26 protein-coding genes and 2 tRNA genes are annotated in these 25633 nt (G+C 69.4%); 13 read left to right on the top strand and 15 right to left on the bottom strand.

Annotation, left to right across the window (positions count from 1 at the left end):
• Positions 1 to 21: 21 nt before the first annotated feature.
• Both EBN03_RS04520 and EBN03_RS04515 read right to left on the bottom strand, forming a co-directional pair.
• Positions 22 to 699 carry a uracil-DNA glycosylase gene (locus tag EBN03_RS04520; protein WP_122186493.1) on the bottom strand — a complete coding sequence of 226 codons (678 nt, stop codon included), beginning with the start codon at positions 697 to 699 and terminating at the stop codon, positions 22 to 24.
• 49 nt (positions 700 to 748) lie between these two features.
• A complete protein-coding gene (locus tag EBN03_RS04515) occupies positions 749 to 1723 on the bottom strand; it encodes a thiamine-phosphate kinase (RefSeq protein WP_233608113.1) in 975 nt (324 codons plus the stop codon).
• Between the two features lie 139 nt (positions 1724 to 1862).
• Here EBN03_RS04515 and EBN03_RS04510 point away from each other — a divergent pair, with 139 nt between their 5' ends.
• Positions 1863 to 2492 carry a DUF3515 domain-containing protein gene (locus EBN03_RS04510; RefSeq protein WP_122186492.1) on the top strand — a complete coding sequence of 210 codons (630 nt, stop codon included), beginning with the start codon at positions 1863 to 1865 and terminating at the stop codon, positions 2490 to 2492.
• Positions 2493 to 2499: 7 nt separating this feature from the next.
• On the top strand, positions 2500 to 2871 hold the full coding sequence (locus EBN03_RS04505) for a DUF488 domain-containing protein (protein ID WP_122186491.1): 372 nt from the start codon (positions 2500 to 2502) through the stop codon (positions 2869 to 2871).
• Between the two features lie 33 nt (positions 2872 to 2904).
• On the opposite strand, the gene EBN03_RS04500 is transcribed toward EBN03_RS04505, so the two are convergent.
• The 3 genes from EBN03_RS04500 to EBN03_RS04490 all read right to left on the bottom strand — a co-directional run bounded on the left by EBN03_RS04500 (position 2905) and on the right by EBN03_RS04490 (position 5375).
• Positions 2905 to 3210, bottom strand: coding sequence for a DUF6191 domain-containing protein (locus EBN03_RS04500; protein ID WP_233608112.1), 306 nt, complete (start codon positions 3208 to 3210; stop codon positions 2905 to 2907).
• Between the two features lie 17 nt (positions 3211 to 3227).
• Positions 3228 to 4304, bottom strand: a complete 1077-nt coding sequence (locus tag EBN03_RS04495) for a D-alanine--D-alanine ligase family protein (RefSeq protein ID WP_122186489.1) — start codon at positions 4302 to 4304, stop codon at positions 3228 to 3230.
• Positions 4305 to 4379: 75 nt separating this feature from the next.
• A complete protein-coding gene (locus tag EBN03_RS04490) occupies positions 4380 to 5375 on the bottom strand; it encodes an NAD(P)H-dependent glycerol-3-phosphate dehydrogenase (protein WP_122186818.1) in 996 nt (331 codons plus the stop codon).
• An 83-nt stretch (positions 5376 to 5458) separates the two neighbouring features.
• Between EBN03_RS04490 and cofC the strand changes: the two genes are divergently transcribed.
• The 3 genes from cofC (at position 5459) to EBN03_RS04475 (ending at position 9296) form a co-directional block, all read left to right on the top strand.
• Positions 5459 to 6142, top strand: a complete 684-nt coding sequence (gene cofC / locus EBN03_RS04485; protein WP_122186488.1) for a 2-phospho-L-lactate guanylyltransferase — start codon at positions 5459 to 5461, stop codon at positions 6140 to 6142.
• A 62-nt stretch (positions 6143 to 6204) separates the two neighbouring features.
• Positions 6205 to 8385: an RNA degradosome polyphosphate kinase gene (locus EBN03_RS04480; protein ID WP_122186487.1), complete on the top strand. Its 2181-nt coding sequence runs from the start codon at positions 6205 to 6207 to the stop codon at positions 8383 to 8385.
• Positions 8382 to 9296, top strand: a complete 915-nt coding sequence (locus tag EBN03_RS04475) for an NUDIX hydrolase (protein WP_122186486.1) — start codon at positions 8382 to 8384, stop codon at positions 9294 to 9296. The genes EBN03_RS04480 and EBN03_RS04475 overlap by 4 nt, the downstream gene beginning before the upstream one ends.
• 73 nt (positions 9297 to 9369) lie before the next feature.
• Here EBN03_RS04475 and EBN03_RS04470 read toward each other — a convergent pair whose 3' ends face one another.
• The 3 genes from EBN03_RS04470 to leuC form a co-directional block, all read right to left on the bottom strand.
• A complete protein-coding gene (locus EBN03_RS04470; protein ID WP_122186485.1) occupies positions 9370 to 9957 on the bottom strand; it encodes an HU family DNA-binding protein in 588 nt (195 codons plus the stop codon).
• A 166-nt stretch (positions 9958 to 10123) separates the two neighbouring features.
• Positions 10124 to 10723 (bottom strand): 3-isopropylmalate dehydratase small subunit, encoded by a 600-nt coding sequence (leuD, locus tag EBN03_RS04465; RefSeq protein WP_122186484.1) that lies wholly within the window; start codon positions 10721 to 10723, stop codon positions 10124 to 10126.
• Between the two features lie 35 nt (positions 10724 to 10758).
• Positions 10759 to 12183: a 3-isopropylmalate dehydratase large subunit gene (leuC, locus tag EBN03_RS04460; RefSeq protein WP_122186483.1), complete on the bottom strand. Its 1425-nt coding sequence runs from the start codon at positions 12181 to 12183 to the stop codon at positions 10759 to 10761.
• A gap of 59 nt (positions 12184 to 12242) precedes the next feature.
• Between leuC and EBN03_RS04455 the strand changes: the two genes are divergently transcribed.
• Together EBN03_RS04455 and EBN03_RS04450 are read left to right on the top strand one after the other, a co-directional pair.
• On the top strand, positions 12243 to 12953 hold the full coding sequence (locus EBN03_RS04455) for an IclR family transcriptional regulator (RefSeq protein WP_122186482.1): 711 nt from the start codon (positions 12243 to 12245) through the stop codon (positions 12951 to 12953).
• 10 nt (positions 12954 to 12963) lie between these two features.
• Positions 12964 to 13464, top strand: coding sequence for a pyridoxamine 5'-phosphate oxidase family protein (locus tag EBN03_RS04450; protein ID WP_122186481.1), 501 nt, complete (start codon positions 12964 to 12966; stop codon positions 13462 to 13464).
• A gap of 43 nt (positions 13465 to 13507) precedes the next feature.
• Here the strand turns inward: EBN03_RS04450 and EBN03_RS04445 are convergent.
• From EBN03_RS04445 to EBN03_RS04430, 4 genes are all read right to left on the bottom strand, one after another.
• Positions 13508 to 13580 (bottom strand) — tRNA-Glu (locus EBN03_RS04445).
• Positions 13581 to 13614: 34 nt separating this feature from the next.
• A tRNA-Gln gene (locus EBN03_RS04440) sits at positions 13615 to 13686 on the bottom strand.
• Between the two features lie 182 nt (positions 13687 to 13868).
• Positions 13869 to 15329 (bottom strand): glutamate--tRNA ligase, encoded by a 1461-nt coding sequence (gene gltX / locus EBN03_RS04435; protein WP_122186480.1) that lies wholly within the window; start codon positions 15327 to 15329, stop codon positions 13869 to 13871.
• 13 nt (positions 15330 to 15342) lie between these two features.
• Entirely contained in the window at positions 15343 to 16140 is a 798-nt protein-coding gene (locus EBN03_RS04430) for a fumarylacetoacetate hydrolase family protein (protein ID WP_122186479.1), read from the bottom strand.
• A gap of 174 nt (positions 16141 to 16314) precedes the next feature.
• On the opposite strand from EBN03_RS04430, the gene EBN03_RS04425 reads away from it, so the two are divergent.
• From EBN03_RS04425 to EBN03_RS04410, 4 genes are all read left to right on the top strand, one after another.
• Positions 16315 to 17502 (top strand): MFS transporter, encoded by a 1188-nt coding sequence (locus EBN03_RS04425; protein ID WP_199742618.1) that lies wholly within the window; start codon positions 16315 to 16317, stop codon positions 17500 to 17502.
• Positions 17503 to 17771: 269 nt separating this feature from the next.
• Positions 17772 to 18368, top strand: a complete 597-nt coding sequence (locus EBN03_RS04420; protein WP_158675536.1) for a TetR/AcrR family transcriptional regulator — start codon at positions 17772 to 17774, stop codon at positions 18366 to 18368.
• A gap of 2 nt (positions 18369 to 18370) precedes the next feature.
• Entirely contained in the window at positions 18371 to 18673 is a 303-nt protein-coding gene (locus EBN03_RS04415; RefSeq protein WP_158675535.1) for an antibiotic biosynthesis monooxygenase family protein, read from the top strand.
• A gap of 112 nt (positions 18674 to 18785) precedes the next feature.
• Complete coding sequence (locus EBN03_RS04410) at positions 18786 to 21290, top strand: serine/threonine-protein kinase (RefSeq protein WP_122186477.1); 2505 nt, start codon at positions 18786 to 18788, stop codon at positions 21288 to 21290.
• On the opposite strand, the gene EBN03_RS04405 is transcribed toward EBN03_RS04410, so the two are convergent.
• Both EBN03_RS04405 and EBN03_RS04400 read right to left on the bottom strand, forming a co-directional pair.
• Entirely contained in the window at positions 21271 to 21933 is a 663-nt protein-coding gene (locus EBN03_RS04405; protein ID WP_122186476.1) for a response regulator, read from the bottom strand. The genes EBN03_RS04410 and EBN03_RS04405 overlap by 20 nt on opposite strands.
• The gene (locus EBN03_RS04400; protein ID WP_122186475.1) at positions 21930 to 23102 is read right to left on the bottom strand and encodes a sensor histidine kinase; all 1173 of its coding nucleotides are present in this window, start codon (positions 23100 to 23102) and stop codon (positions 21930 to 21932) included. The genes EBN03_RS04405 and EBN03_RS04400 overlap by 4 nt, the downstream gene beginning before the upstream one ends.
• Positions 23103 to 23254: 152 nt before the next feature.
• Between EBN03_RS04400 and EBN03_RS04395 the strand changes: the two genes are divergently transcribed.
• Positions 23255 to 24130 carry a sterol desaturase family protein gene (locus EBN03_RS04395; RefSeq protein WP_122186474.1) on the top strand — a complete coding sequence of 292 codons (876 nt, stop codon included), beginning with the start codon at positions 23255 to 23257 and terminating at the stop codon, positions 24128 to 24130.
• A gap of 194 nt (positions 24131 to 24324) precedes the next feature.
• Positions 24325 to 24486, top strand: coding sequence for a hypothetical protein (locus EBN03_RS34015; RefSeq protein WP_158675534.1), 162 nt, complete (start codon positions 24325 to 24327; stop codon positions 24484 to 24486).
• Between the two features lie 110 nt (positions 24487 to 24596).
• Here the strand turns inward: EBN03_RS34015 and EBN03_RS04390 are convergent, their stop codons facing one another.
• Positions 24597 to 25604 (bottom strand): 3-isopropylmalate dehydrogenase, encoded by a 1008-nt coding sequence (locus EBN03_RS04390; RefSeq protein WP_122186815.1) that lies wholly within the window; start codon positions 25602 to 25604, stop codon positions 24597 to 24599.
• Between the last annotated feature and the right edge of the window lie 29 nt (positions 25605 to 25633).

The raw sequence follows: 25633 nt of genomic DNA, 5'->3' as shown, positions 1-25633 counted from the left end.
CGAGCGGCGCCGCCGCGGGGGTCAGGGCAGGCGCCAGTCCACAGGCGCGGCACCCAGACCTTCGAGCAGTTCGTTGGTCCGGGAGAACGGGCGGGAACCGAAGAAGCCGCGGGAGGCGGACAGCGGTGAGGGATGGGCGGATTCGATGTAGGGCACCGACCCGAGCATGGGCTCGAGGGTGGCCGCGTCACGGCCCCACAGGATGGCCACCAGCGGCTGGTCGCGGGCCACCAGCGCGCGAATCGCCTGCTCGGTGACCGCCTCCCAGCCCTTGCCCCGGTGCGAGGCGGGCTGGCCGGGAGCCACGGTGAGGACGCGGTTCAGCATGAGCACGCCCTGGTCGGACCACGGTGACAGGTCGCCGCAGCTCGGCGTCGGGTGCCCGAGGTCCTTGGTGTACTCGGAGAAGATATTGGCCAGGCTGCGCGGCACCGGCGAAACATCCGGCGCGACAGAGAAACTCAGGCCCATGGCGTGACCGGGCGTCGGGTACGGGTCCTGGCCGACGATGAGTACCCGCACCTTGTCGAACGGACGCTGGAACGCACGTAGCACGTTCTCGCCACGCGGCAGGTAACCACGCCCGGCCTCGTTCTCCAGTCGCAGGAATTCACCCATCTCGGTGATCCGCTCGGCAACGGGGGCCAACGCCTCGGCCCAGCCGGTATCGATGATCTCCGCCAACGGTTTCGCGCCCATAGCGGAACAACTTACAACCAGACCCGCGGGGCGCGGGGTCGGCCCCGGGCTACTCACCGGTCTCGGCCGAGAAGGATTCCCACCCCGCACTTCCGGACCACGCCGCACCGTCCACGGTGACCCCGTGACCTGGTCCGACGCTGCCGATCGCCCGCCAGCCTGGCGGCAGCGGCCGGTTCGGCTCGAAGGTGGCGGCGAACGCGTGGTCCTCCCCGCCGCGCAGCGCCCACGCCAGCGGCTCGCCGCCCAGTGCCGCCGCGACCGGATCCAGCAGCGGATCGCGCAATGTCGCACTGTCCAGATCCACTGCGACACCGGACAATTCGGCGATATGCCCGAGGTCGGCGAGCAGCCCATCCGAGACATCGGTGAGGGCGTGGATCCCGCTGTCCGCCACCAGATCCAGCACTGCGCGATACGGCGGTCGCGGAACCCGGTGCGCGGCAACGACATCGATCATCTCCGGCTCGTCAGCGCGGCCGGCCACGAAGGCCGCGAGCCCGGCGGCGGACCGCCCCGGAACTCCCGCGACGGCCACCACGTCCCCCGGCCGCGCGCCCGACCGCAACACCGGCTCCCGCCCCGCCGGATCACCGAACGCGGTGACCGACAGCACCAGCAGCGGACTGCGCACCAGGTCACCGCCCGCGATCGACCCGCCGGCCCGCCGCGCCTCCGCCCACAACCCGTCCGCCAGCTCGTCGACGAACGCGACCGGCGTATCCGCCGGGCACCCGAGGGCCACCACGAACGCGGTCGGCACCGCCCCCATGGCCACCACGTCGGCCGCGTTCTGCGCGATCGCCTTCCGCCCGATATCGCCCGGCCCGGACCAGTCCAGCCGGAAGTGCCGGTCCTGCACCAGCATGTCGGTGGTCACCACGAACCGCCCGCTCGGCGCCCCCACGACCGCCGCGTCGTCTCCCGGCCCCACCAGGACGTCCGGCGCCTGCACCCGCCCACGGTTGATCCGCGCGATCAACGCGAACTCCCCCAGTTCCCGCACCGTCGGCCCGCTGTTCACGCACCGACCGTACCGCCCGCGCACCCCCGTCCCGGAACCCGCGCCCGGCGGACAACGCTGCGCGGTGCGGATCACACGACCGGATTCGCTAGGCTCGCCACAGCGGTGTCAGCAGCGCGGAACGGAGAACGACAGCCGGATGAGCAGCAGCGATCAGTCAGGACCGGCCACGGACGAGACCGAGGCGGCCGACGCGACGGCCGAGGCGGCCACCACCGGCTCCGACGACCTCCCCAAGCTGTCCCCCGCCGTCCTGGCGACCGCCATCGCCCTGCCCGTGATGCTGATCGTCGGTGTCCTGGTCATGGCGGTCCTGGCCCGGCAGCATCCCGGCCGCGAGCCGCTCGCGCTGGGCTCGGCGCCGGCGCCGCAGGCCGACAGCGCGAACTGCCACACCCTGCTGCCGCTGCTCCCGGACTCGCTCGGCTCCTACACCCGTTCCGAGCTGGCCCAGCCGGCGCCGGCCGCCGCCGCGGCCTGGCAGCAGGCCGACGGCGGTGAGGCGATCGTCCTGCGCTGCGGCCTGGAACGCCCGCAGGAGTTCACCAAGGCCGCCGGCCTGCAGGTGATCGACACCGTGAACTGGTTCCAGGTCCGCGACCCGAACACGGGCGCGAACGCCGGCACCTGGTACGTCGTCGACCGCGGCACCTACATCGCGGTCACCCTCCCCGACAGCGCCGGCCCGACCGCGCTGCAGACGGTCTCCGACCTGATCACCAAGAATCTGCCCGCCCAGCCGATGGATCCCGCACCGATTCCGAATTGAGTCGCCGATGACCGAGCGTGTGCGGTACCGCCGGGCGTACGACCTGGTACACCCTGACGACGGCGCTCGGATCCTGGTCGATCGCCTGTGGCCGCGCGGCATCCGCAAGGAGACGCTGGACCTGACCGCCTGGCTGCGCGATATCGCGCCATCCCCCGAACTGCGGAAGTGGTACGGACACCAGCCGGACCTGTTCCCCGAGTTCCGCCGCCGCTATCTGGCCGAACTCACCGACGCCGACCACGCGGCGGCCGCCGATCAGCTGCGCGAGTACGCCGAGCGGGGCCCGGTCACCCTGCTCACCGGCTCGAAGGCGGTCGACATCAGCGACGCTGCCGTCCTGGCCGAGTGGCTCACCGGCAGCTCGTCCGCGAGCTGAGGCGGTTCGCGCGGCGGTCGTCGACCACGCGACCTAACCGGGATTCCGCGGCAGCCGCACCCGCCCGGAGTCCAAGTCGAGCTCGGACTCGCCCGGGGTGCCGTCGCCGGGATTCTCCCGGTACATCGACATGGTCTCCCGCTCCTCGAACTCGTGCCGTCGCGCGGGATTGAAGGCGGCGTCGAACTGCTCCAGCCCGATCGCCCCCACCCCGTGGCGGGTGTCGTCGCGCATCCACGGCAGCGCGGCCCGCCCGGTCACCTTGCGATACAACACCTCACCGCACGCCAGCACCACGATCAGTACCGCCAGTCCCGGGATGGTCATCGCAACGATCACCCCGCCCAGGGTACGGCTCAGCGCAGGCCGGTGCCCCGAGCGATCGCGGTCTCGACCAGAGTGCCGAGCAGGGTGCGGTTGTCGACGCCGGCGGCGTCCCACATGCGCGGGTACATCGAGATCGAGGTCATGCCGGGCATGGTGTTGATCTCGTTGATCACCGGTCCGTGCTCGGTGACGAAGAAGTCGACGCGGCCCAGTCCCTGGCAGTCCAGGGCGCGGAACGCCCGCACCGCCAGCTCCCGGATGCGGTCGGCGGCATCGTCGTTCAGCTTCGCCGGGATGTCGAATTCACAGACGTCGTCGAGGTATTTGGTGTCGAAGTCGTAGAAGTCGGGCAGCTCGCCCTCCTCCGGCATCCGGATCTCCGCGATCGCGCTGGCCTGCATCCGGCCGTCCGGGAATTCCAGGACACCGCACTCGACTTCGCGTCCGACGATCGCCGCCTCGATGAGCACCTTCGGATCGTGCTGTCGCGCAAAGGCGATCGCGGCGCCGAGGTCCTCCCACCGGTCGACCTTGGTGATACCGATCGAGGATCCGGCGCGCGCGGGCTTGACGAACACCGGCAGGCCGAGCCGGTCCCGTTGCGCCGCAGTCGGTTCCGCGACCCCCGGCCGCAGCACCACGTAGTCGCCGACCGGCAGCCCGTCGGCGGCCAGCAGCTTCTTCATGAACTCCTTGTCCATGCCCGCCGCGCTGGCCAGCACGCCCGGTCCCACGTACGGCACGTCCGCCAGTTCCAGCAGTCCCTGAACGGTCCCGTCCTCGCCGAAGGGTCCGTGCAGCACGGGGAACACGACGTCGACCGGGCCGGGCCCGCCGTCGCCGGCCACCTCCCGCAGCTCGCCGCCGCTGAGCACCAGCTGGGCTCCGGTGTCCTCGACCGTGGGCAGGACCCCGTCGGTGATGGCGTGGTCGCGGGCATCGGCGCTGCCCTGCACCCACGCGCCGGTCTTGGTGATCCCGACGGGGATCACCTCGTACCGCTCCGGATCCAGGTTGCGCAGCACGAAGCCCGCCGAGACGCACGACACCGCATGCTCGCTACTGCGGCCGCCGAACAGCACCGCCACCTTGATCCGGTCACTCATGCCCAAACCGTACCCGGAAACAGGGGGGTTCCAATCCACCTGTGCCGGGGAGCGAGCCCGGTGGGGGTGTCGCTGTCACTCCGGCTTGACGCGGCGCCCGAGCAGTAGCCCGACGGCGTCGTCCACGGAGAGCCCCTCGTGGCAGATCTGATGAACCACACTGGTCAACGGCATCTCGACACCGTGCCGCTGGGACAGGGCCCGAATCGATGTGCACGATTTCACACCTTCGGCGACCTGGCCATGAGTGGCCTCCTGGGCGGCGGCCATCGACCCGCCCGATCCGAGCACATACCCGAACGACCGATTCCGCGACAGCGGCGACGTGCAGGTGGCGACCAGGTCGCCGACACCGGCGAGCCCGGCGAGGGTGACCGGGTTGGCGCCCAGTGCGACGCCGAGCCGGATCGTCTCGGCCAGGCCGCGGGTGAGCAGGCTGGCGACGGCGTTGGTGCCCAGGCCCATTCCGGAGGCGATACCGCACGCCATCGCGATGACGTTCTTGCTGGCGCCGCCGATCTCGCAGCCCACCACATCGGTGTTGGTGTAGGGCCGGAAGTAGCCGGTGGCGCACGCCTGCTGAGCCTGTTCGGCGCGCGCGGTGTCGGGGCAGGCGATCACCGCGGCGGCGGGCTGCCGGGCGGCGACCTCGTGCGACAGGTTCGGGCCCGACAGCACCGCGATCCGGTCGAAGCCGATCCCGCCGGCGTCGGCGATCACCTCGCTCATCCGCAGCAGGGTGCCGGTCTCGACGCCCTTGGCCAGGCTGAGCACGGTCGCGCCGGCGGGGATGGCGTCGCGCCAGTCGGTGAGGTTGGCCCGCAGCGTCTGCGACGGCACCACCAGCACCACGATGTCGGCACCGGCCAGGACGGCGGCGGGATCGCTGTCGGCGACGATGCCGGTGAGGTCGACACCCGGTAGATAGTCGGGGTTCTGGTTGGAGGCGGTGATCGCCTCGGCCACCTCGGGCCGCCGGGCCCACATCGCCACCTCGGTCCCCGCGTCGTTGAGTACCTTCGCGAACGCGGTACCCCACGAGCCCGCACCCATCACTGCCGCCCTCGTCACATCGGCCACTATCCCACTCGGGTCCCGCCCGGCGGAAGCAACGGTGCCGGGCCGTTGCCGGAGCGACATGGGACCATGGATTCATGCGTGCGCACACCGTCCACGCCGTCATCGCGGTGAAGGGTCTGGAGCTGGCCAAGACCCGGCTCGCCGACCGGCTGCCCGCTGCCGCGCGCGCCCGGCTGGTGTTGGCGATGCTGACCGACACCGTGACGGCCGCGGCGGCGGGTGGTGTCGGGGCGGTCACCGTGGTCACCCCCGATGCGACGGTCGCCGCGACCGCGCGCGAACTCGGTGCGCACGTCCTGCCCGATCCGGCCGCCGGTCTGAATGCGGCGCTGTCCGCCGGTGCCGCCGCCGCGCGCGCTACCGGGCCGGTGGATGTGCTTGCGCTGCAAGCCGACCTGCCGGCGTTGCGCCCGTCGGAGGTGCGGCACCTGCTGGCCGTCGCGCCCGCGCGGGGGCGCGCGCTGGTCCGCGACCACACCGGCGAGGGCACCGCCGCGCTGCTGGCCCGCGCCGAAACGGCGGCCCTGGACCCCCGCTTCGGGCCGGATTCCGCGGTACGGCATCTCGGTTCGGGCGCGGTGGAGCCGACCGGGTCGTGGCCGGGCCTGCGCCTGGACGTGGACACCGCGGCGGACCTGTCGGCGGCGGTGACGCTGGGTGTCGGGCGGGCCACCGCGGCGGTCCTCGATGACCTGCCATGGCCGGTTCACCGGGACGTCACGTGCGGCGCCGCACCCGGTCACACGTGTGCTGGATGATCGCCATCGGATCGCGGTGGCTGGACAGCGGTGCTCGATAGGCATCGCCGAGGGAATAGGGAATGATCATGAGGGTGAGTGAAACGGAAATCGTGCAGCAGCCGCGACTACCGGTCCCGCCCCCGGCGGCGACTCCGGCGGCAGACACCGCGGTGACCAGGAGTTTGCCACCCGATCGTTATCTGAACCGTGAGCTGAGCTGGCTGGACTTCAACGCCCGGGTCCTCGCCCTGGCCGAGGATCGCTCCGAACCCTTGCTGGAGCGCGCGAAGTTCCTCGCGATCTTCGCCTCCAATCTGGACGAGTTCTACATGGTCCGGGTCGCCGGGCTCAAGCGCCGCGCCGAGACCGGCCTGTCGGTGCGCTCGGCCGACGGCCTGACCCCGAGCGAACAGCTCGCCCTGATCGCGGTCCGCACTCAGGAACTCGCGGTCCGGCACGCCAAAGTCTTTCTCGACCAGGTCAATCCGGCGCTGCGCGCCACCGGCATCGAGATCATCAGCTGGGCCGAGCTCGACGACGACGAACGGCAGCGGCTGTCCGGGTACTTCCAGGACCAGGTGTTCCCGGTGCTGACCCCGCTGGCGGTCGACCCCGCGCACCCGTTCCCCTACATCAGCGGCCTGAGCCTGAATCTGGCTGTGACGGTGAAGGATTCCGACACCGGCGGCGAGCACTTCGCTCGCGTGAAGGTGCCCGACAACGTGGACCGCTTCGTGCGGGTGCGCCGCAACGTGTCCCTCGAGGGATCGAATTCGGCTGTGGCGGCGTTCCTTCCGATGGAGGACCTGATCGCGGCGCACCTCGACCAGCTGTTCCCGGGAATGGATGTGGTCGAACACCATTCGTTCCGGATCACCCGCAACGCCGATTTCGAGGTCGACGAGGACCGTGACGAGGACCTGCTGCAGGCGCTGGAGCGTGAGCTCGCCCGCCGCCGGTTCGGTTCGCCGGTGCGGCTCGAGGTCTCCGACGACATGACCGAGCACATGCTCGAATTGCTGCTGCGCGAACTGGATGTCGACCCCGCCGACGTGATCCAGGTGCCCGGCCTGCTGGATCTGTCGTGCCTGTGGGAGGTGTACGGCGTCGACCGTCCCGCGCTCAAGGACGCGCCCTACGTGCCCGCCACCCCACCGGCCTTCGGCGAACGCGAAACGCCCCGAAACGTTTTCGCCGCCCTGCGCGAGAACGACGTACTCGTACAGCACCCGTACGACTCGTTCTCCACCAGCGTGCAGCGGTTCATCGAGCAGGCCGCCGCGGACCCGCAGGTGCTGGCCATCAAGCAGACCCTGTACCGCACCTCCGGTGACTCGCCGATCGTCAACGCGCTCATCGACGCCGCCGAGGCCGGCAAGCAGGTGGTGGCGCTGGTCGAGATCAAGGCCCGCTTCGACGAACAGGCCAACATCAAGTGGGCGCGCGCGCTGGAACAAGCCGGCGTGCACGTGGTCTACGGCCTGATCGGCCTCAAGACCCACTGCAAGACCTGTCTGGTGGTGCGCCGCGAGGGCGCCACCATCCGGCGGTACTGCCACATCGGCACCGGAAACTACAACCCGAAGACCGCGCGCCTGTACGAGGACGTCGGGTTGCTCACCGCCGCACCGGAAATCGGCGCCGACCTGACCGACCTGTTCAACTCGCTCACCGGGTACTCGCGAAAGGCCAACTACCGCAACCTGATGGTGGCGCCGCTGGGGGTGCGGACCGGCATCATCGAGCGGATCGAACGCGAGATCGCGCTCGCCGAGCAGGGCGCCGCGGCGCGAATTCGGTTGAAGGTCAACTCGATCGTCGACGAGCAGATCATCGACGCGCTGTATCGCGCGTCCCAGGCCGGTGTTCCGGTGGAGATCGTGGTGCGCGGCATCTGCGGGCTGCGTCCCGGCATCCCGGGGATGAGCGAGAACATCCACGTCCGCTCGATTCTCGGCCGCTTCCTGGAACATTCGCGCATCCTGCACTTCCAGGCGCAAGAGGAGTTCTGGATCGGCAGCGCGGACATGATGCACCGCAACCTCGATCGCCGCGTGGAAGTGACCGCGCAGGTGAAGGATCCGCGTGCGTGCGAGCAGCTGACCGAGATCCTCGACTCCGCCCTGTATCCCACGACCCGCTGCTGGGTGCTGGAACCCGACGGCAGCTGGCGGGCCAGCCCCGATCCGGAACAGGTCGGCGGTCACGTCCGTGACCATCAGGCCTACCTCATGCGGTTGCGACGGCCGGAGCATCAGTGACCCGATCCGAGGCCGCGGTCACGGTGATCCGGGCCGCGGGTGCGGTGCTGTGGCGCCACGGTGCGGGCGGTGCGCTCGAGATCGCGGTCGTGCACCGGCCCAAGTACAACGATTGGTCGCTGCCCAAGGGCAAACTCGATCCCGGTGAGACCTCGATGGTGGCCGCGGCCCGCGAGGTGACCGAGGAGACCGGCCTGCACTGCCGCCTGGGCCGCTTCCTGGGCCACGTCACCTATCCGATCACCGGTCACCGCAAGCTGAAGCGGGTCGACTACTGGGCGGCGTGGGTGTGCGACGGGAAATTCGAGCCCAATTCCGAGGTGGACGTCCTGCGCTGGGTACCGGTCGACCGCGTGATGGACGCCCTGTCGTATCCGATGGATCGCCAGATCGTGCGTACGTTCCTGCGGTTACCGGCCGATACGGCCACGCTGATCGTGGTCCGGCACGCGAAAGCGGGGCGGCGGGGCCAATTCGCCGGCCCGGACGACGAACGGCCGCTGGACAAGGCCGGTCGCGGCCAGGCGGCGGCCCTGGTGGCGCCGCTGTCGACCTTCGGTCCGGCACGGGTGTTCTCGGCGCCGCCGCTGCGCTGTGTGCAGACCGTCGAGCCGCTGGCCGCCGAGATCGGTTCCGGCATCGAGCTGGAACCGCTGCTGTCGGAGACCGGCTACGCCCTGCACGCCGAACAGGCCCTGGACCGGGCGCGGGAACTGGTTTCCGGCACCGAGGTGCGGGTGCTGTGCAGTCAGGGCAAGGTGATTCCGTTCCTGCTTCAGTCGTGGGCCGAAATCGACGGCCTCGCACTGCCGCCGGCCCGTAATCGCAAGGGCTCGTTCTGGGTGCTGTCGGTGCACGAGGGCCGGCTGGTGGCCGCCGACCACGTCGACCGCCTGCTGCGGGTGGAGTGACCGCTGGAACCACATTTCGATAACGAAACGACCCCCGAGCCGTCCGGCCGGGGGTCGTTTTCGCGGATGCGGGTCAGCGAGTCCGCTTGGCAGCGGTCTTCTTCGCCGCGGTCTTCTTCGCGGGAGCCTTCTTCGCCACCGTCTTCTTGGCGGCGGTGACCTTCGTAGCCTTCTTGGCCGCGGTGACCTTGGTGGCGGCCTTCTTCGCCACCGTCTTCTTGGCGGCCGTCTTCTTGGCGGCCGTGCGGGTGGCGGGGGCCTTGGTGGCGGCCTTCTTGGCCGGCGCCTTGCTCGCCTTCTTGGCGGCGGCCTTCTTGGCAGCTGCGCCCGACACCGGTGCGGCGACACCGCGTTTCACGGCCGGTCCACTGGCGGCGATCTTCTGCTTCCCCGCGATGATCGCCTTGAACTGTGCACCGGGACGGAAAGCCGGCACGGACGTCGGCTTCACCTTGACGGTTTCGCCGGTCCGGGGGTTACGAGCCACCCGGGCGGCGCGCTTACGCTGCTCGAAGACACCGAATCCGGTGATGGTGACGCTCTGTCCCTTGTTCACCGCGCGCACGATCGTGTCGACAATCTCCTCGACTGCCGCCGTGGCCGTGCGCCTGTCAGTACCCAACTTCTCGGTCAGAACATCGATCAGTTCCGCCTTGTTCATTGAATCCTCCGCAGACTAATGGCCCGTCGTCGGACCGACTAGGTACCACGGTAAACCCAATGCTGGCAAGAGTCTATGTGCCACGCCAAATTTCATCGTGGCGTGGCACACCTCCAGCTACTGCCTTCGGAGACCCCCGGACAACACCGGTGTCAGTTTGCCGGATCTATTCGGTCACCTGAATGGTGGTCGGTTTCCAAGACGGCCTTGTTTTTTCGAAGTCCGTGATCGCGTCCTCCTGCCGGAGCGTCAACCCGATGTCGTCCAGGCCCTCCAACAGGCGCCACCGGGTGTAGTCGTCAATATCGAACGGCAGCACAGTTGTTCCGGCGGTCACGGTGCGGGCCTCGAGATCCACGACCAATTCCAGGCCGGGCTGTTCCTCGAGCAACTTCCAGATCAATTCGACGTCGTGCTGGGACATCCGGGCCGCCAGCAGGCCGTCCTTACCGGCGTTGCCGCGGAAGATGTCGGCGAACCGGGACGAGATCACGACCCGGAACCCGTAGTCCTTCAGTGCCCAGACGGCGTGCTCACGGGAGGAACCCGTGCCGAAATCCGGACCGGCGACCAGGACTGTGCCGCTCTTGAAGGGCTCGACGTTCAGAACGAAGGCCGGATCCGTACGCCAACCTGCGAAAAGTCCGTCCTCGAATCCCGTTCGGGTGACCCGCTTCAGGTAGACGGCGGGGATGATCTGGTCGGTGTCGACGTTGGATCGGCGCAGTGGCACGCCGATTCCCCGGTGCACCTTGAAGGCTTCCATGAGTGTTGTCTCCTTGTGCGAGGTATCGGGCCGGGTCAGTTCAGATCCGCCGGTGCGGACAGCGTTCCGCGGACCGCCGTGGCGGCTGCGACCAGCGGCGAAACCAGGTGGGTGCGGCCACCTTTACCCTGCCGCCCCTCGAAGTTGCGGTTCGATGTCGAAGCACAGCGCTGACCGGGGGAAAGCTGATCCGGGTTCATGCCCAGGCACATCGAACAACCGGCCTGCCGCCACTCCGCGCCGGCCGCGGTGAAAATCTCGCCCAACCCCTCGGATTCGGCCTGCGCGCGCACCCGCATCGAGCCCGGCACGATCAGCATGCGGACGCCGTCGGCGACCTTGCGGCCCTTCAGCACGTCGGCGACCTCGCGCAGGTCCTCGATCCGGCCGTTGGTACACGAACCCACGAACACGGTGTCGACGGCGACCTCGCGCAGCGGCATACCCGGTTCCAGATCCATGTAGCGCAGCGCCTTCTCGGCGGTCTCGCGCTCGACCTCGTCGGCGATCTCGGCCGGAACCGGCACCGTCGAGCCCAGCGGCGCACCCTGACCGGGGTTGGTTCCCCAGGTCACGAAGGGGGTCAGCGTGGACGCGTCGATGTGGACCTCGGCGTCGAACTCGGCGCCCTCGTCGGTTTTCAGCGCGTCCCACGCGGCCACGGCGGCATCCCAGTCCGCGCCCTTGGGCGCGTGCGGGCGGCCCTTCAGGAATTCGTAGGTGACCTCGTCGGGAGCCACCATGCCGGCCCGGGCGCCCGCCTCGATGGACATGTTGCACATGGTCATCCGGGCTTCCATGGACATCGCCCGCACGGCCTCGCCGCGGTACTCCAGCACGTAACCCTGGCCGCCACCGGTGCCGATCTTCGCGATCACGGCCAGGATGACGTCCTTGCTGGTCACGCCCGGGGGCAGCTGGCCGTCGATGGTGATCGCCATGGTCTTGAACGGCCGCAGCGACAGCGTCTGCGTGGCCAGCACGTGCTCGACCTCGCTGGTGCCGATGCCCATGGCCAGCGCGCCGAACGCGCCGTGCGTGGAGGTGTGCGAGTCGCCGCAGACCACGGTGGTGCCGGGCTGGGTCAGGCCGAGTTGCGGTCCCACCACGTGGACGATGCCCTGTTCGATGTCGCCCATCGAGTGCAGGCGGACCCCGAACTCGGCGCAGTTGCGGCGCAGGGTCTCGACCTGGGTGCGGGAGACCGGGTCGGCGATCGGCTTGTCGATGTCGACGGTGGGGACGTTGTGGTCCTCGGTGGCGATGGTGAGATCGGTCCGGCGGACCCGACGCCCGGCGGCGCGCAGGCCGTCGAACGCCTGCGGGCTGGTCACCTCGTGCACCAGGTGCAGGTCGATGTAGATCAGGTCGGGCTCGCGGGCGTCGCCTTCACCGCTACCGCGGGATACGACGTGGTCGTCCCAGACCTTCTCAGCCAGGGTGCGTGGCCGCTCGGCCATGGCTATCACCTTTTCCCTAAGACTTGGATTCTCAGTATGCGAGACGATAATATCGTTCTATGAGACAGCATAGCGGCATCGGGGTCCTCGACAAAGCCATGGTGGTGTTGCACGCGGTAGCGGAGTCCCCCTGTGGCCTGGCCGACCTGTGCGCCCGCACCGGGCTGCCCCGGGCCACCGCGCACCGCCTGGCGGTGGGCTTGGAAACGCATCGCATGCTGGCCCGCGACGCCGCCGGCCTCTGGCGGCCGGGTCCGGCCCTGTCGGAGCTGGCCACCACCGCCGGCGACCCCCTGCTCGACGCCGCGTCCACGATCCTGCCCCGGCTGCGCGAGATCACCGGCGAGAGCGTGCAGATCTACCGCCGCGACGGACAGGCCCGCGTGTGCATCGCCGCGGTCGAACCCGCCGCCGGCCTGCGCGACACCGTCCCGGTCGGCGCCCGGCTGCCGCTCACCGCGGGTTCCGCGGCGAAGGTGCTTCTGGCCTGGGCCGACGCCGAGGTACAGCGCAGCGTGCTGGCCGACGCGGTGTTCGGCGAACGCGCGCTGGCCGAGGTCCGCCGGCGCGGCTGGGCGCAGAGCGCCGCCGAACGGGCGGCCGGCGTGGCCAGCATCTCGGCCCCGATCCGCGACGGCGGCGGCGCGGTCGTGGCCGCGGTCTCGGTGTCCGGTCCGATCGACCGCATGGGACGCCGCCCAGGAGCCCGCTGGGCGGCCGATCTGGTCGCGGCGGCGGATGCACTCCACAAACGCGTCCACGCCCCATAGAGTCGCCGTTATGGGTGTTAATCAACGGGCACAGATCGTGATGTCCGACGCCGAGATCGCCGAGTTCCTGCAGCGCAGCCGCATCGCGACGCTGGCGACCGTCGGCAAGAACGGCCAGCCGCATCTCACCGCCATGTGGTACGGCGTGATCGACGGCGAGCTGTGGTTCGAGACGAAGGCGAAGTCGCAGAAGGCCGTCAACCTGGTCCGCGACCCGCGGGTCACCGTGCTGGTCGAGGCGGGTGACACCTACGACCAGCTGCGCGGGGTGTCGATCGAGGGCCGCGCCGAGATCGTCGACGACCCGCAGGCGCTGTTCCGGCTCGGCATCGACGTCTGGGAGCGCTACACCGGGCCGTACACCGAGGAACTGCGCCCGATGGTCGAGGCGATGCTGAACAAGCGCGTGGCGGTCCGCGTGGTCGCCGACCGCACCCGCAGCTGGGACCACCGCAAGCTGAGCCTGCCCGCCATGCCGCTGAGCGGTTCCACCTGGCCCCCGACCGCATAGAAAACGAAGAAGACCCGTGCTCGCTGAGCACGGGTCTTCGTTGTAGTCCCGAAGGGATTCGAACCCTCGCTACCGCCGTGAGAGGGCGGCGTCCTAGGCCGCTAGACGACGGGACCAGGCGCGATCACCTCGACGAGGAGGCGATCTCCGCTGGGGTACCAGGACTCGAACCTAGAATGGCTGAACCAGAATCAGCTGTGTTGCCAATTACACCATACCCCAATGACCAGGCACTTTACCGCGAGCCACTGGGATCACCAGGGGCTGTGCGGACCGTGTTCCGGCCGAGAAGAAGAGTACCAAACACCAGTAGGTCAACTACAAATCGCCTGGTCAGACCCTGTTTTCGAGGCCGAAATGCACTGAAGGCCACCCACATCCGCAGGTGGGTGGCCTTCGCTCGCTCAGGCGGGCAGCGCCGCCCGCAGCCGGGCCATCGTCTGCTCGCGACCCAGCAGTTCCATCGACTCGTACAGCGGCGGGCTGATGTGCGAGCCGGTGACCGCCACCCGCACCGGCGCGAACGCCTTGCGCGGTTTGAGCTCCAGTTCGTCGATCAGCGCGGTCTTCAGGGCCTCCTCCAGGACCGGGGTCGACCAGTTCGTCACCGGCTCCAGCGCCGCGACCGCGGCCCGCAACACCGGGACCGAGTCCGGGCCGAGATTCTTCGCCGCCGCGGCCTCGTCGACGGTGAAGTCCGCCGGCGCCACGAAGAGGAATTTCAGCAGGTCCCAGGCATCGCCCAGCACCACGATACGGGTCTGCACCAAGTCGGCCGCCGTCGCGAAGACCTTCTCGTCGACCTCCGCACCGATGTGCCCGTGCGTGGTCAGGTACACCCGCAGGCGCTCCGCGAAATCGGCCGGTTCGAGCAATCGAATGTGCTCGGCGTTGAGCGCATCGGCCTTCTTCTGGTCGAAGCGGGCCGGATTCGAATTCACTTTCGATATGTCGAACGCGGCGACCATCTCGGCCATGGAGAACAGGTCGCGATCCTCGGCGATGCTCCAACCGAGCAGCGAGAGATAATTCAGCAAACCTTCGGGAATGAAGCCGCGGTCGCGATGGACGAACAGATTCGACTCGGGATCACGTTTCGACAACTTCTTGTTGCCCTGACCCATCACGAACGGCAGATGACCGAACTCCGGAGTGAACTCCGCGATACCGATCCGCCGCAATGCGGCATACAACGCCAGTTGCCGCGGAGTCGACGAGAGCAGATCCTCACCGCGTAACACATGTGTGATTCGCATGGTCGCATCGTCGACCGGATTCACCAGCGTATAGAGCGGGTCGCCGTTTCCGCGGGTCAAAGCGAAATCGGGGACGGTTCCGGCCTTGAAGGTGGTTTCGCCGCGGACCAGATCGTTCCAGGTCAGGTCCTCGTCCGGCATCCGCAGCCGGACCACCGGGGGGCGGCCCTCGGCGCGATAGGCCGCGATCTGCTCCGGGGTCAGGTCGCGGTCGAAGTTGTCGTAACCGAGTTTGGGGTCGCGGCCGGCCGCCCTGTGGCGGGCCTCGACCTCCTCGGGGGTGGAGAAGGATTCGTAGGCCTCGCCGGCCGCCAGCAGCTTCGCCACGACCTCGCGGTGCAGGTCCTTGCGCTGCGACTGCCGGTACGGCTCGTAGGGGCCGCCGACCTCCGGGCCCTCGTCCCAGGTCAGGCCCAGCCAGCGCAGCGCGTCCAGCAGCGCCGCGTAGGACTCCTCGGAGTCGCGGGCGGCGTCGGTGTCCTCGATCCGGAACACGAAGGTGCCGCCGTGGTGACGGGCGAAGGCCCAGTTGAACAGCGCTGTGCGGATCAGCCCCACATGCGGTGTGCCCGTGGGTGACGGGCAGAAGCGCACCCGTACGTCGGTCATGTCTACCTTTCGATCAGCGTTTGGCGGCAACGGGATTGGTGAGGGTGCCGATTCCGGAGACAGTCACCGATACTGTCTGCCCATCCTTCATCGGCCCTACACCTTCCGGGGTCCCGGTGAGGATGACATCGCCGGGCAGCAGGGTCATGACCGCGGAGATCCACTCGATCATCTCCGGGATGTCGTGCAGGAACAGCGAAGTCCGGCTGCGCTGGCGCACCTCACCGTCGAGTTCGGTCACGATCTCCAGATCGGCTGGGTCCAGCCGGGTTTCGATCCAGGGGCCGAGCGGGCAGAAAGTGTCGTAACCCTTTCCGCGTGTCCACTGTCCGTCGTGGCGCTGGTGATCACGCGCGGTGACGTCGTTGGCCACGGTGTAACCGAGGATGACGTCGCGGGCGCGGGCGGCCGGTACGTCCTTGCACGGACGGCCGATCACGACCGCGAGCTCACCCTCGTAGTCGACCTGGGAGGAACTGGGCGGCAACACGATCGGCGCGCCCGGGCCCACGATGGAGGTGCTCGGCTTCATGAAGATCACCGGATCCACCGGTGCCTCACCGCCCATTTCGGCGGCGTGCGCGGCGTAGTTCTTGCCGACACAGATCACCTTGCTGGCCAGGATCGGGGCGAGCAGCCGCACATCTTGCAGCTTCCACTGTCGGCCGGTGAATGTCGGCGTACCGAACGGATGTTCGGCGATCTCCCGGGCGATCGCTTCGCTGTCGCCGGCGGTAACGGCTTCGCCGTCTACTCCCTCGATGCTGACGAACGCGACCCCATCGGGACTGGCAACTCGACCTAGACGCATGCGTCGCAGTCTAGGCGCCACTGTCGATCGCTTTTACGCGGCCCGTACCGGTGCGATCTGCGACACGTTGCGGCCCCACCTGGGCAAATGGCGGCGGGCACCTGTCACGGCTCCCACACCGTGCCGTATGGTGTTCACAGAGTAAGACTTGCATCCCAATATATGAGACATGAGGTGATGGCCGTGGCCACCGTGACACAGATCGGAACGAACCGGCGCTGGGTCATGCTGGCGCTCGGCGTCTTCGCGCAGGGCACCAGCGCGGTGGTGTCGAGCGGCACACCGTTCCTGCTGCCGGCCCTGACCGAGCGCGGAATGTCCTTGGCCACAGCCGGTTTGCTGGTCGCGATGCCCATGGTCGGCATGGTGTTCGCGCTGATTCCATGGGGTTACGTGGTCGACCGCGTCGGCGAACACAAAGTTCTGGTAACCGGCTGCGCGCTGATGTGCGTCGCGGCCGCGGCCGCCGCGACGGTGACGAACTATGTCGCACTGGGCATTCTGCTGCTGGCGGCCGGACTGGGCGCGGCCAGCACGAACAGCGCGAGCGGCCGGGTCATCGCCGGCTGGTTCCCGCCGGAGCAGCGCGGGCTGGCGATGGGGATCCGCCAGTCGGCCCAGCCGCTGGGCGTCGCGATCGCGGCCCTGACCGTTCCGACGATCGCTGCGGCACACGGCTTCTCCACCGCGATGCTGGTTCCGGCGATCATGGGCGGACTGGCCGCGGTCGGCTGCCTGGTGGGCATCGTCGACCCGCCGCGCCCCGCGCTGACCACCACCGAACGGCCCGCCAATCCCTACCGCGGCGACTCGACGCTGTGGCGGATCCACGGCGTCTCGGTGCTGCTGGTGATTCCGCAGGCCACGGTGTGGACCTTCGCCCTGCTGTGGCTGCACCGCGACGCGGGCCTGTCGCTGCCGGTCGCCGGCGTGCTGGTCACCGCGACCCAGTTCCTGGGCGCCGCCGCCCGCATCGGCGCCGGCATGTGGTCGGACCGGGTGGGCAGCCGGCTGCGGCCGCTGCGCACGGTCGCCGTCGCCGCCGTGGTGGCCATGGTCGCCTTGGCCGTCACGGCCGGGCTGCACTGGTGGTGGATGGCGTTGCCGGTACTGGCCGCCGCCAGCGCCATCACGGTCGCCGACAACGGCTTGGCCTTCACCGCGGTCGCCGAGATCGCCGGCCCGTTCTGGTCGGGCCGCGGCCTGGGTGTCCAGAACACCGGCCAGCACTTGGCCATGGCCGCGGTCGCGCCCCTGTTCGGCGCGCTGATCACCGCCGCGGGCTTCCCGGCGGCATTCTTGGCCGCTGCCGTAACCGCCGCTGCCGCAGTGCCGTTGGTTCCCCGAGATCGACAGCACTGAAGACATCGGTGGGACCGCGAATTCCCCCGGCTCGGCAGCTTCCGGTCCGCGACCGCACGCGGACAGGTATCGGCAGGCTCGCCGGCAGCGCGTTGCTCGCAATGATCAGCGGGACCGATCCGGCGTCCGGCACCAGCCATGGCTGATCGCCTGGTCACGGTGTCTGCGAGCAGCCGAAGACCGGATGCCGTTGGCCACGGTTGTTGATTTAGCGACACCGTGTCGCTAACCTCCTGATGGCGACGCAGTGTCGCCATCAGGAGGTGCGCATGCCGAGGATCGACGCCGCGTCGATCGCGGAACATCGAGCGAACCAGGAACGCGTCCTGCTCGCCGCGGCCCGCGAGCTGCTGGTGACGAGCGGTCGCACCGCCGTGACCCCCGCGGCGGTGGGTGCGGCAGCCGGTCTGGCCCGCAGCAGCGTCTACAAGTACTTCGCTTCCGCGGACGAGATTCTCGCCCGGATCGTGGCCGACGCCTTCCGCGACTGGGGCGTCCGAGTGGCGGCGGCCGTCGCGAGCGCGCCGACCCCGGGCGACCGGATCGACACCTATGTGCGAACCACCCTGGCCCTGGCCGCATCCGGCGAGCACCGGGTCGCGGTCCTGGGCGGCGACATCCCGCAGGACGAGCCGGGTCGGGCGAAACTCGCCGAGGCACATCACAACCTGGCCGCTCCGCTCCGGGAAGTCCTGCGGGACATGGCGGTCGCCGACCCGGGCCTCGTGGCCGAGCTCGTCGACGGCGCCCTCGGCAAGGCCATCGCCCGCCTCGACGCCGGCGAACCGATCGAACCGCTCACCACCCGCACCCTCGAATTCGTCCGGGGCGCGGTCGGACTCACCCGCAACAGCGATCAGGAGTAACCGTGTACACCGTTACCAACGAACTGTTCGTCGACCCCGCCGACACCGAGGTCTTCGAACGCAACTTCGCCGCCAGCATGCGCGGCACCCTCACCGGCGTACCGGGCCTGCGGGCCGCGCGACTGCTCCGCCCGGAGACCGCCGACCGGGGCTACCTGTCGGTCCTCGAATTCGAGGACGCCGCAGCCTATTCCGCCTACCGCTCCTCGGATGCCTTCACCGCCGCCCACACCTGGCCCGACCACGCGCCGATCCGCTCGGCCCGGCTCACCACCTACGACATGCTCAGCGAGGTCGCGCTGTAGCGCGGGGGTTTCCAGCGGCCACCGCGTGGACATTGCCGGCGAAGCCGAAACGATCTCAGACAATTAACCTGGAACGGTTAACCCCGCACCGCCCGAACGCGAGAATCTGTGCATGGAGCAACCAGCGCCCGGCCAGTCCTTCGCCGGGTTCACGATCGAGCGCGTGCTCGGCGCGGGCGGCATGGGCGTGGTGTATCTGGCGCGGCACCCCCGGCTGCCGCGCCGGATCGCGTTGAAACTGCTCAACCGGGACCGCACCGACGACGAAGAGATCCGGACCCGGTTCCTGCGCGAGGCCGAGAACGTCTCGCGGCTGGAGCATCCGAACATCGTCGGTGTCTACGACCGCGGCCAAGAGGCCGGGCAACTGTGGATCTCCATGCAGTACGTGGCCGGCGGGGACGCGGGTGCGGCCGTGCGGGCGGGCGGACCGCTGCCGCCTGCCCGCGCGGTACGGATCGTCACCGAGGCCGCGAAGGGCCTGGACTTCGCGCACTCCCAGGGCGTCCTGCACCGGGACGTGAAACCGGCGAACATCCTGCTGGCCGATGCCATCCCGGGCTGGGACGAGCGGATTCTGCTGGCCGACTTCGGCATCGCGAAGTCGCTGACCGACACCCGCAGTCTCACCGAGACCGGCACGCTGCTGGCCAGCCTCCACTACGCCGCACCGGAGGTGTTCGACTTCGAGGTCGAAACCGACTCCCGTGCCGACGTCTATTCCCTGGGCTGCACCCTCTATCAGCTCCTCACCGGCGAATTGCCCTACCGCGGCACCACACCCATGCAACTGCTGCACGGCCATATCTCCGCACCCGTCCCGAAACCCTCGCAACGCCACGCCCTCCCGCCCGGCCTGGACACCGTGATCGCCCGCGCCCTGGCCAAGAACCGCGACGACCGCTACCGCACCTGCGGGGAGCTGGCCTACGCCGCCCAGTCGGTCTTCGCCGACCCCGCCCGCCGCCTCTCGGCCACCACTCACCGCCCATCCCCGTCCGTCGCCGACGACATCCCCACCCGCACCGCCACCGACCTCCCCTCCCACCCCACCGACCCGGCCGATACGAGCGACCCGTCCTCGGTCCTCGGCTTCCCCGCGGTGCGCCCACCCGACCCACGGCGCCGCGCAGCCGACACCCACCCGGGACCCACTGCGCCAGGCCAGGATCCAGCCGACCACCGCTCCGGCACGCCCACCGGCGCTACCGCGCCCGGACCCGGCCGGGCCGGTTCCCGATCCGGGCCCCCACCAGGAGCCACTGCACCCCAGCAGGATCCGAACACCACCCGCCCCGGCCCAGCGGCATCCAGGCAAGATCCGAACACACGCCGCACCGGATCTACTGCACCCGAGCAGAATCCGGCCGCGTATCGCTCCGGACCGGCGACGCCCGGACAAGATCCGGCGACCCACCGCGCGGGCCCGACACCGGGACCCACCGCACCCCAGCAGGGCACCTACCGCTCCGGCCCCGCAGATTCCCGCGCACCCGGACCGGCTCCCCGCACCGGCCAGGCAGCGGGTTCCGAACCGCTCCGGGCACCGTCCGACGCGGACGCCGCACATGCGCAACCCACCACGAAGTCCCGCAATCGTGTTGTCCTGGTGGGTGTCTCGGTGGCCGGTGTGCTGGCACTCGTCGCGGCCGTCCTGTACGCACTGCACGGACGGGGAGCGGCGAACGATCACTCGGCGTCGAGCGGTTCGGCCGGCGCCGCCACGAACGTGATGCCGGTAGCCCGGGCGACCGGCTCCGTCCCGGTCGCGCCCAGCCCGACCGCGGCCGCCTTCGACGTGGAACGCCGCACGCTCTATGTCACCGACTCCCGGCGCAATTCCGTCAGCCTCGTCGATGTCACGCGGGATCAGGTCGTCGGAACCGTCGCGGTCGGGGCGAATCCGTGCGGCCTGGCGCTCGACGCCGCCGCGCACACGCTCTATACCGCTAATGTCGACGACCAGACTGTGTCGGCGATCGACACCGGGACCCGGGCGGTCACCAGCATCCAGGTCGGCAAGGTCACCGCGCGGGTGGCGGTCGACGAGTCGACGCACACCGTCTTCGCCTCGAACCCGAACGACAACACGGTCACCGTCATCGACGGCACCACCGCGAAGGTTGTGGATACTGTTGCGGTTCCGGCGTTTCCGTGGAGCCTGGCGGTCGATTCGAGCTCGCACCGGCTGTATGTGGCTGCCGCCCAGGCCAACCAGGTCGCCGTCGTCGACACCGCGACACATTCCGTGGTCGCCAAGATCCGGACGACACCGAACCCCGGCCGGTTCGCGATCGACGCGGCGATGCACACCGCGTACCTGACCCACGAGGACGCCAACCTGGTCTCCGTGATCGACCTCGCCACCCAACAAGTGACCGACACGATCCCGGTGGGCGCCAAGCCGATCGGGATCGCGCTCGATGCCGCGGCCCACTCGGTGTACGTGTCGAACCTGAACGGCGGCACCATCTCGGTGATCGACACCCGCTCGCCGGCCACACCCACCACGCTCCCCGCGAAGCCCGGGGTCTCGGCACTGGCCGTCGACCCCGCGACCCACATCCTCTACGCCACGAACGAACCCGAGAGCACGGTCACGATCTACCGGAGCTAGGCCCGACCAGTCCCTGCCGGTACGCGTACACCACGGCCTGGATCCGGTCGCGCACACCGAGTTTCGCCAGAATCCGGGACACGTGGGTCTTCACCGTCTCCTCCCCCACCTGCAACGCCGCCGCGATCTCGGCATTGCTGCGCGCGTCCGCGACGAGCAGCAGAACCTCACGCTCGCGCGCGGTCAACTGGGCCAACTCGGGCGGCTCGACCGGCGGCGCGATGCCCGCCGCGAGCCGCGCCGCGAGCCGGCGCGTCATCGACGGGTCGATCACCGCGTCGCCGCGCACGGCGACCCGGATCGCCGCGACCAGTTCCTCCGGCGGCAGACTCTTCAACAGGAACCCGCTGGCCCCGGCCGACAGTGCCCGATGCAGGTTCGCCTCGCTGTCATAGGTGGTCAGCAGCAACACCCGGGTGCGGCCGGCGGCCACGATGGCCTCGGTGGCGGCCAGCCCGTCGAGTTTGGGCATCCGCACGTCCAGGATCGCCACATCCGGATGGGTACGCAGTGCCGCCTCGATCGCGGCCCGGCCGTCGTCCACCTCGGCCACACACTCCAGGTCCGGGTGCGCGTCGACCACGGCGCGCAGGCCGGACCGGAAGACCGCGTGATCGTCGGCGATCAGTACGGTGATGCTCACGCCACTCCTATCGGCACGGAAACGGTAATGTCCCACCACGTTCCGGCGGCGTCCCGCCCGCCGGTGACGGTCCCGTCGAACAGTTCGACGCGGCGGCGGATTCCCTCCAGCCCGCGCGGCAGCTCGGAGCTCGCACTCACCGCGGCAACGGGATTCGCCTCCCGGATCTCGATTCGCCCCGGGCGGTAGGCGATCTCGAGTTCGGCGGGATCGCGCCCGTGCCGCAACGCATTGGTCAGCAGTTCCTGCACCACCCGGTACAGGGTCACGTCCAGTGAGCCGGGCAGCACCACCGGCGTACCGGTTTCACGCACCCGCACGGTCAGACCGGCGCCGCGCACCCGCTGCACCAGCTCGTCGATGTCGGCCAGGCCGGGCTGTCGTTCGCCGTCGTGGTCGCGGCCGTGCAGCAGATCCAGCTGGCGGCGCAGGTCCACCATGGCCGCCCGGCTACTGTTCTCCACGGCGGTGACCGAGGTGGTGGCGCGGTCGATATCGGCCGCCGCCAATGCCATTCGCGCGACACCGGCATGGATCCCGATCGCGCTCACGTGATGGGAGATCACGTCGTGCAGGTCCCGGGCGATCGCCTCCCGCTCGTCGGCCAGCGCGCGGTCCAGCGCGGTGCGTTGTTCCTGCCCCCGCAACTGTTCGCGCTGCTCGAGTTCGGCGATGTAGGCACCGCGCGCGGCGTTGTACCGGCCCACCAGCCACGGCACCACCCCGGCACCGGCGGCGAACACCAGCGGGCGCGGGTCGTGGATCGACGGCGGGCCGGTCACCGGGTTCCCGGTGATCAGGTTGTTCGCCATCGAACCGCCCGCCAGCAACAGCATGGTCAGCACCGACCGGCTTCCGCTGAGCCACGCGCCGGCCAGATAGCCCGCCACCAGGAAACCGACGTCGAGCACGCGACCGGTGAGCCCGAAGTGGTGCACGAACCCGGCCACCCCCAGTTTCACCACCACCTGCGCCACGGCCACCAACGGCACGGTCGCGGCCGGCGCCGCCAGGGCCAGGTCGGCGGCGGTGGTGGCGACGGTCAGCACCGTCGCGAGGACCGGCGCCGCACCGAACGCGCCGCAGAGCACCAGCTGCGCCGCGTCCAGCAGCGCCGCCACCGCAGCCACCAGCAGCGACTGGCGGGTCAGCGACCGGCTCGTGTCCATGGCGCGAGGGTACCGGCAGTGCGCGCCACCAGCCGCGATCCGCCGCCGCTGTCCCCCGCACGGGTGATGCGGAATCCCCCGGCGGCGGGGCGACCGGGCCCGGATCGCTGACTACCGTCGAATCGTCACCATCGCATCGGCCGGGAGTTCGCATGTATCAACAGACGTTCATCTTCGCCGTTCCGGCGTTCGCGCTCTTGATGGCGGTCGAATGGTTCACCGACCGCCGCGACCCCGACCGGCCGGCCAACGGCATCTCCGGCCGGGATACCGCGTCCAATATCGCCACCTTCGTGCTCGGCCGGATCAGCAAGCCGATCCTGGCGCAGGCCGGGCTGTTCTTCGCGGTCGTGCTCGCCGCGCACGTCAGCCCGGTGCATCTGTCGCCGCGGCACTGGTGGGTGTGGGCGCTGGGCTTGGTGGTGACCGACTTCTGCTACTACTGGATGCATCGGGCCGATCACCGGGTGCGTGTGCTGTGGACCGCGCACAGCGTCCATCACTCCAGCCGGTTCTTCAATTTCTCCACCGCACTGCGACTTTCGTGGCTGAATCCGGTGGCGACCGTCGGGCAGACCCTGTTCTACATCCCCGCGGCACTGCTGGGCTTCCCCGCCTGGATGATCTTCCTGTTGCAGAGCATCGGCCTGCTCTACCAGTTCCCGCTGCACACCCAGCGCATCGGAAAGCTGTGGGCGCCGATCGAATTCGTTTTCAACACCCCGGCCCACCATCGCGTCCACCACGGCTCCAACAACCCGTACCTGGACAAGAACTACGGTGGCATCCTGATGATCTGGGACCGCGTATTCGGCAGCTTCGCCCCGGAGATCGAGCCGATCCGCTACGGACTGACCAAGGACATCGGCACCGACAACCCGATCAAGGTCAACTATCGGGAACTGGCGAACCTGGTCGGGGACGTCCGCCACGCCGAAACCTGGCGCGGCCGTGTGGGTTACGTCTTCGGCCCGCCCGGCTGGACCGAGCAACCCGCCCCGGCATCCGCCGAACCGATCGCGATTTGATCGGCCGATGCACCGTCGGGCACGGATGATTCCTCCGGAAGACACTGGGCGGCAACATATCTGCCAGACCGAGAGGTTTCCTTCGCGGAACACCGGACAGCTGCGCAAATCCCGGGCAGACTTCTGACGTTCGTTCGTTTCACCTGTTTGTCGTTACACACCTGATGATGCGCAGTCTACGAAGGAGCTTCACCATGTCCGCAGTTCTCGACCTGCTCTGCAACCCGATCAGCTCCGCCGGTTCGGCCGGCGACTCCGCCTCGAGCGCCCTGTCCTCCGGCAACGCCGGCTCCGGCCTCGCCGCCGCGTCCAGCGTCGCGGGCCACCTGTTCGTGAGCCTCAGCGGCGGCTGCTGACCTCCCGCCACCACCGCCCCGGGTTCATCGAACCCGGGGCGGTTCACGTTCCGCGGCAACGAGAAACGCCCCGGACCCGACGAATCAGGTACGGGGCGTTCGGAATTCGATCAGACCGACGCGGCGATCCGGTCGCCGATCTCCACGGTCGTCGCGGCACCGCTGCGCGAGGCCAGGTCCTTGGCGACCGCGGCCTCGATGCGGCCCGCGGCCTCGGTGTTGCCGAGGTGGTTGAGCAGCAGCGCCGCGGACAGGATCGCGGCGGTCGGGTCGGCCTTGGACTGGCCGGCGATGTCGGGGGCGCTGCCGTGCACCGGCTCGAACATGGACGCGTTCACGCCGGAGGCGTCGATATTGCCGGACGCGGCCAGGCCGATCCCACCGGAGACCGCGGCCGCCAGGTCGGTGATGATGTCACCGAACAGGTTGTCGGTGACGATCACGTCGAAGCGGCCCGGGTCGGTGACCATGTGGATGGTCGCGGCGTCGATGTGCTGGTAGGCGATGGTGACGTCGGGGAACTCGGCGCCGACCGCACGCACCGTGCGCTCCCACAGCGAACCGGCGAACGACAGCACATTGGTCTTGTGCACCAGGGTGAGGTGCTTACGCCGCTGCGTCGCCTTCGCGAACGCGTAGCGCACCACACGCTCGACACCGAACCGGGTGTTGGTGCTGACCTCGGTCGCCACCTCGTGCGGGGTGCCGACGCGGATCGCGCCACCGGTGCCGGTGTAGGGACCCTCGGTGCCCTCGCGCACCACGACGAAGTCGATGTCGGGGTTGCCGCTCAGCGGGCTCGACACACCCGGGAACAGCTTCGACGGCCGCAGGTTGACGTGGTGGTCCATGGCGAACCGCAGCTTCAGCAGCAGCCCGCGCTCCAGGATGCCGGGCGTGACCGACGGGTCGCCGATGGCACCGAGCAGGATCGCGTCGTGCTGCTTCAGTTCCTCGATCACCGATTCCGGCAGCAGTTCACCGGTCCGGTGGTACCGCGCGGCACCCAGGTCGTACTCGACCTTCTCCGCCCCCGGCGCCACCACATCGAGCACCTTGAGCGCCTCGGTGACAACCTCGGGTCCGATACCGTCACCGGCGATCACTGCCAGCTTCATGAACAGCACTCCATTCGTTCGTCAGCAAC

This window comes from Nocardia stercoris, assembly GCF_003696265.1.
GTDB lineage: Bacteria > Actinomycetota > Actinomycetes > Mycobacteriales > Mycobacteriaceae > Nocardia > Nocardia stercoris.
The sequence above is the reverse complement of the archived record's forward strand: the minus strand, read 5'-3'. Positions and strand labels throughout refer to the sequence as shown.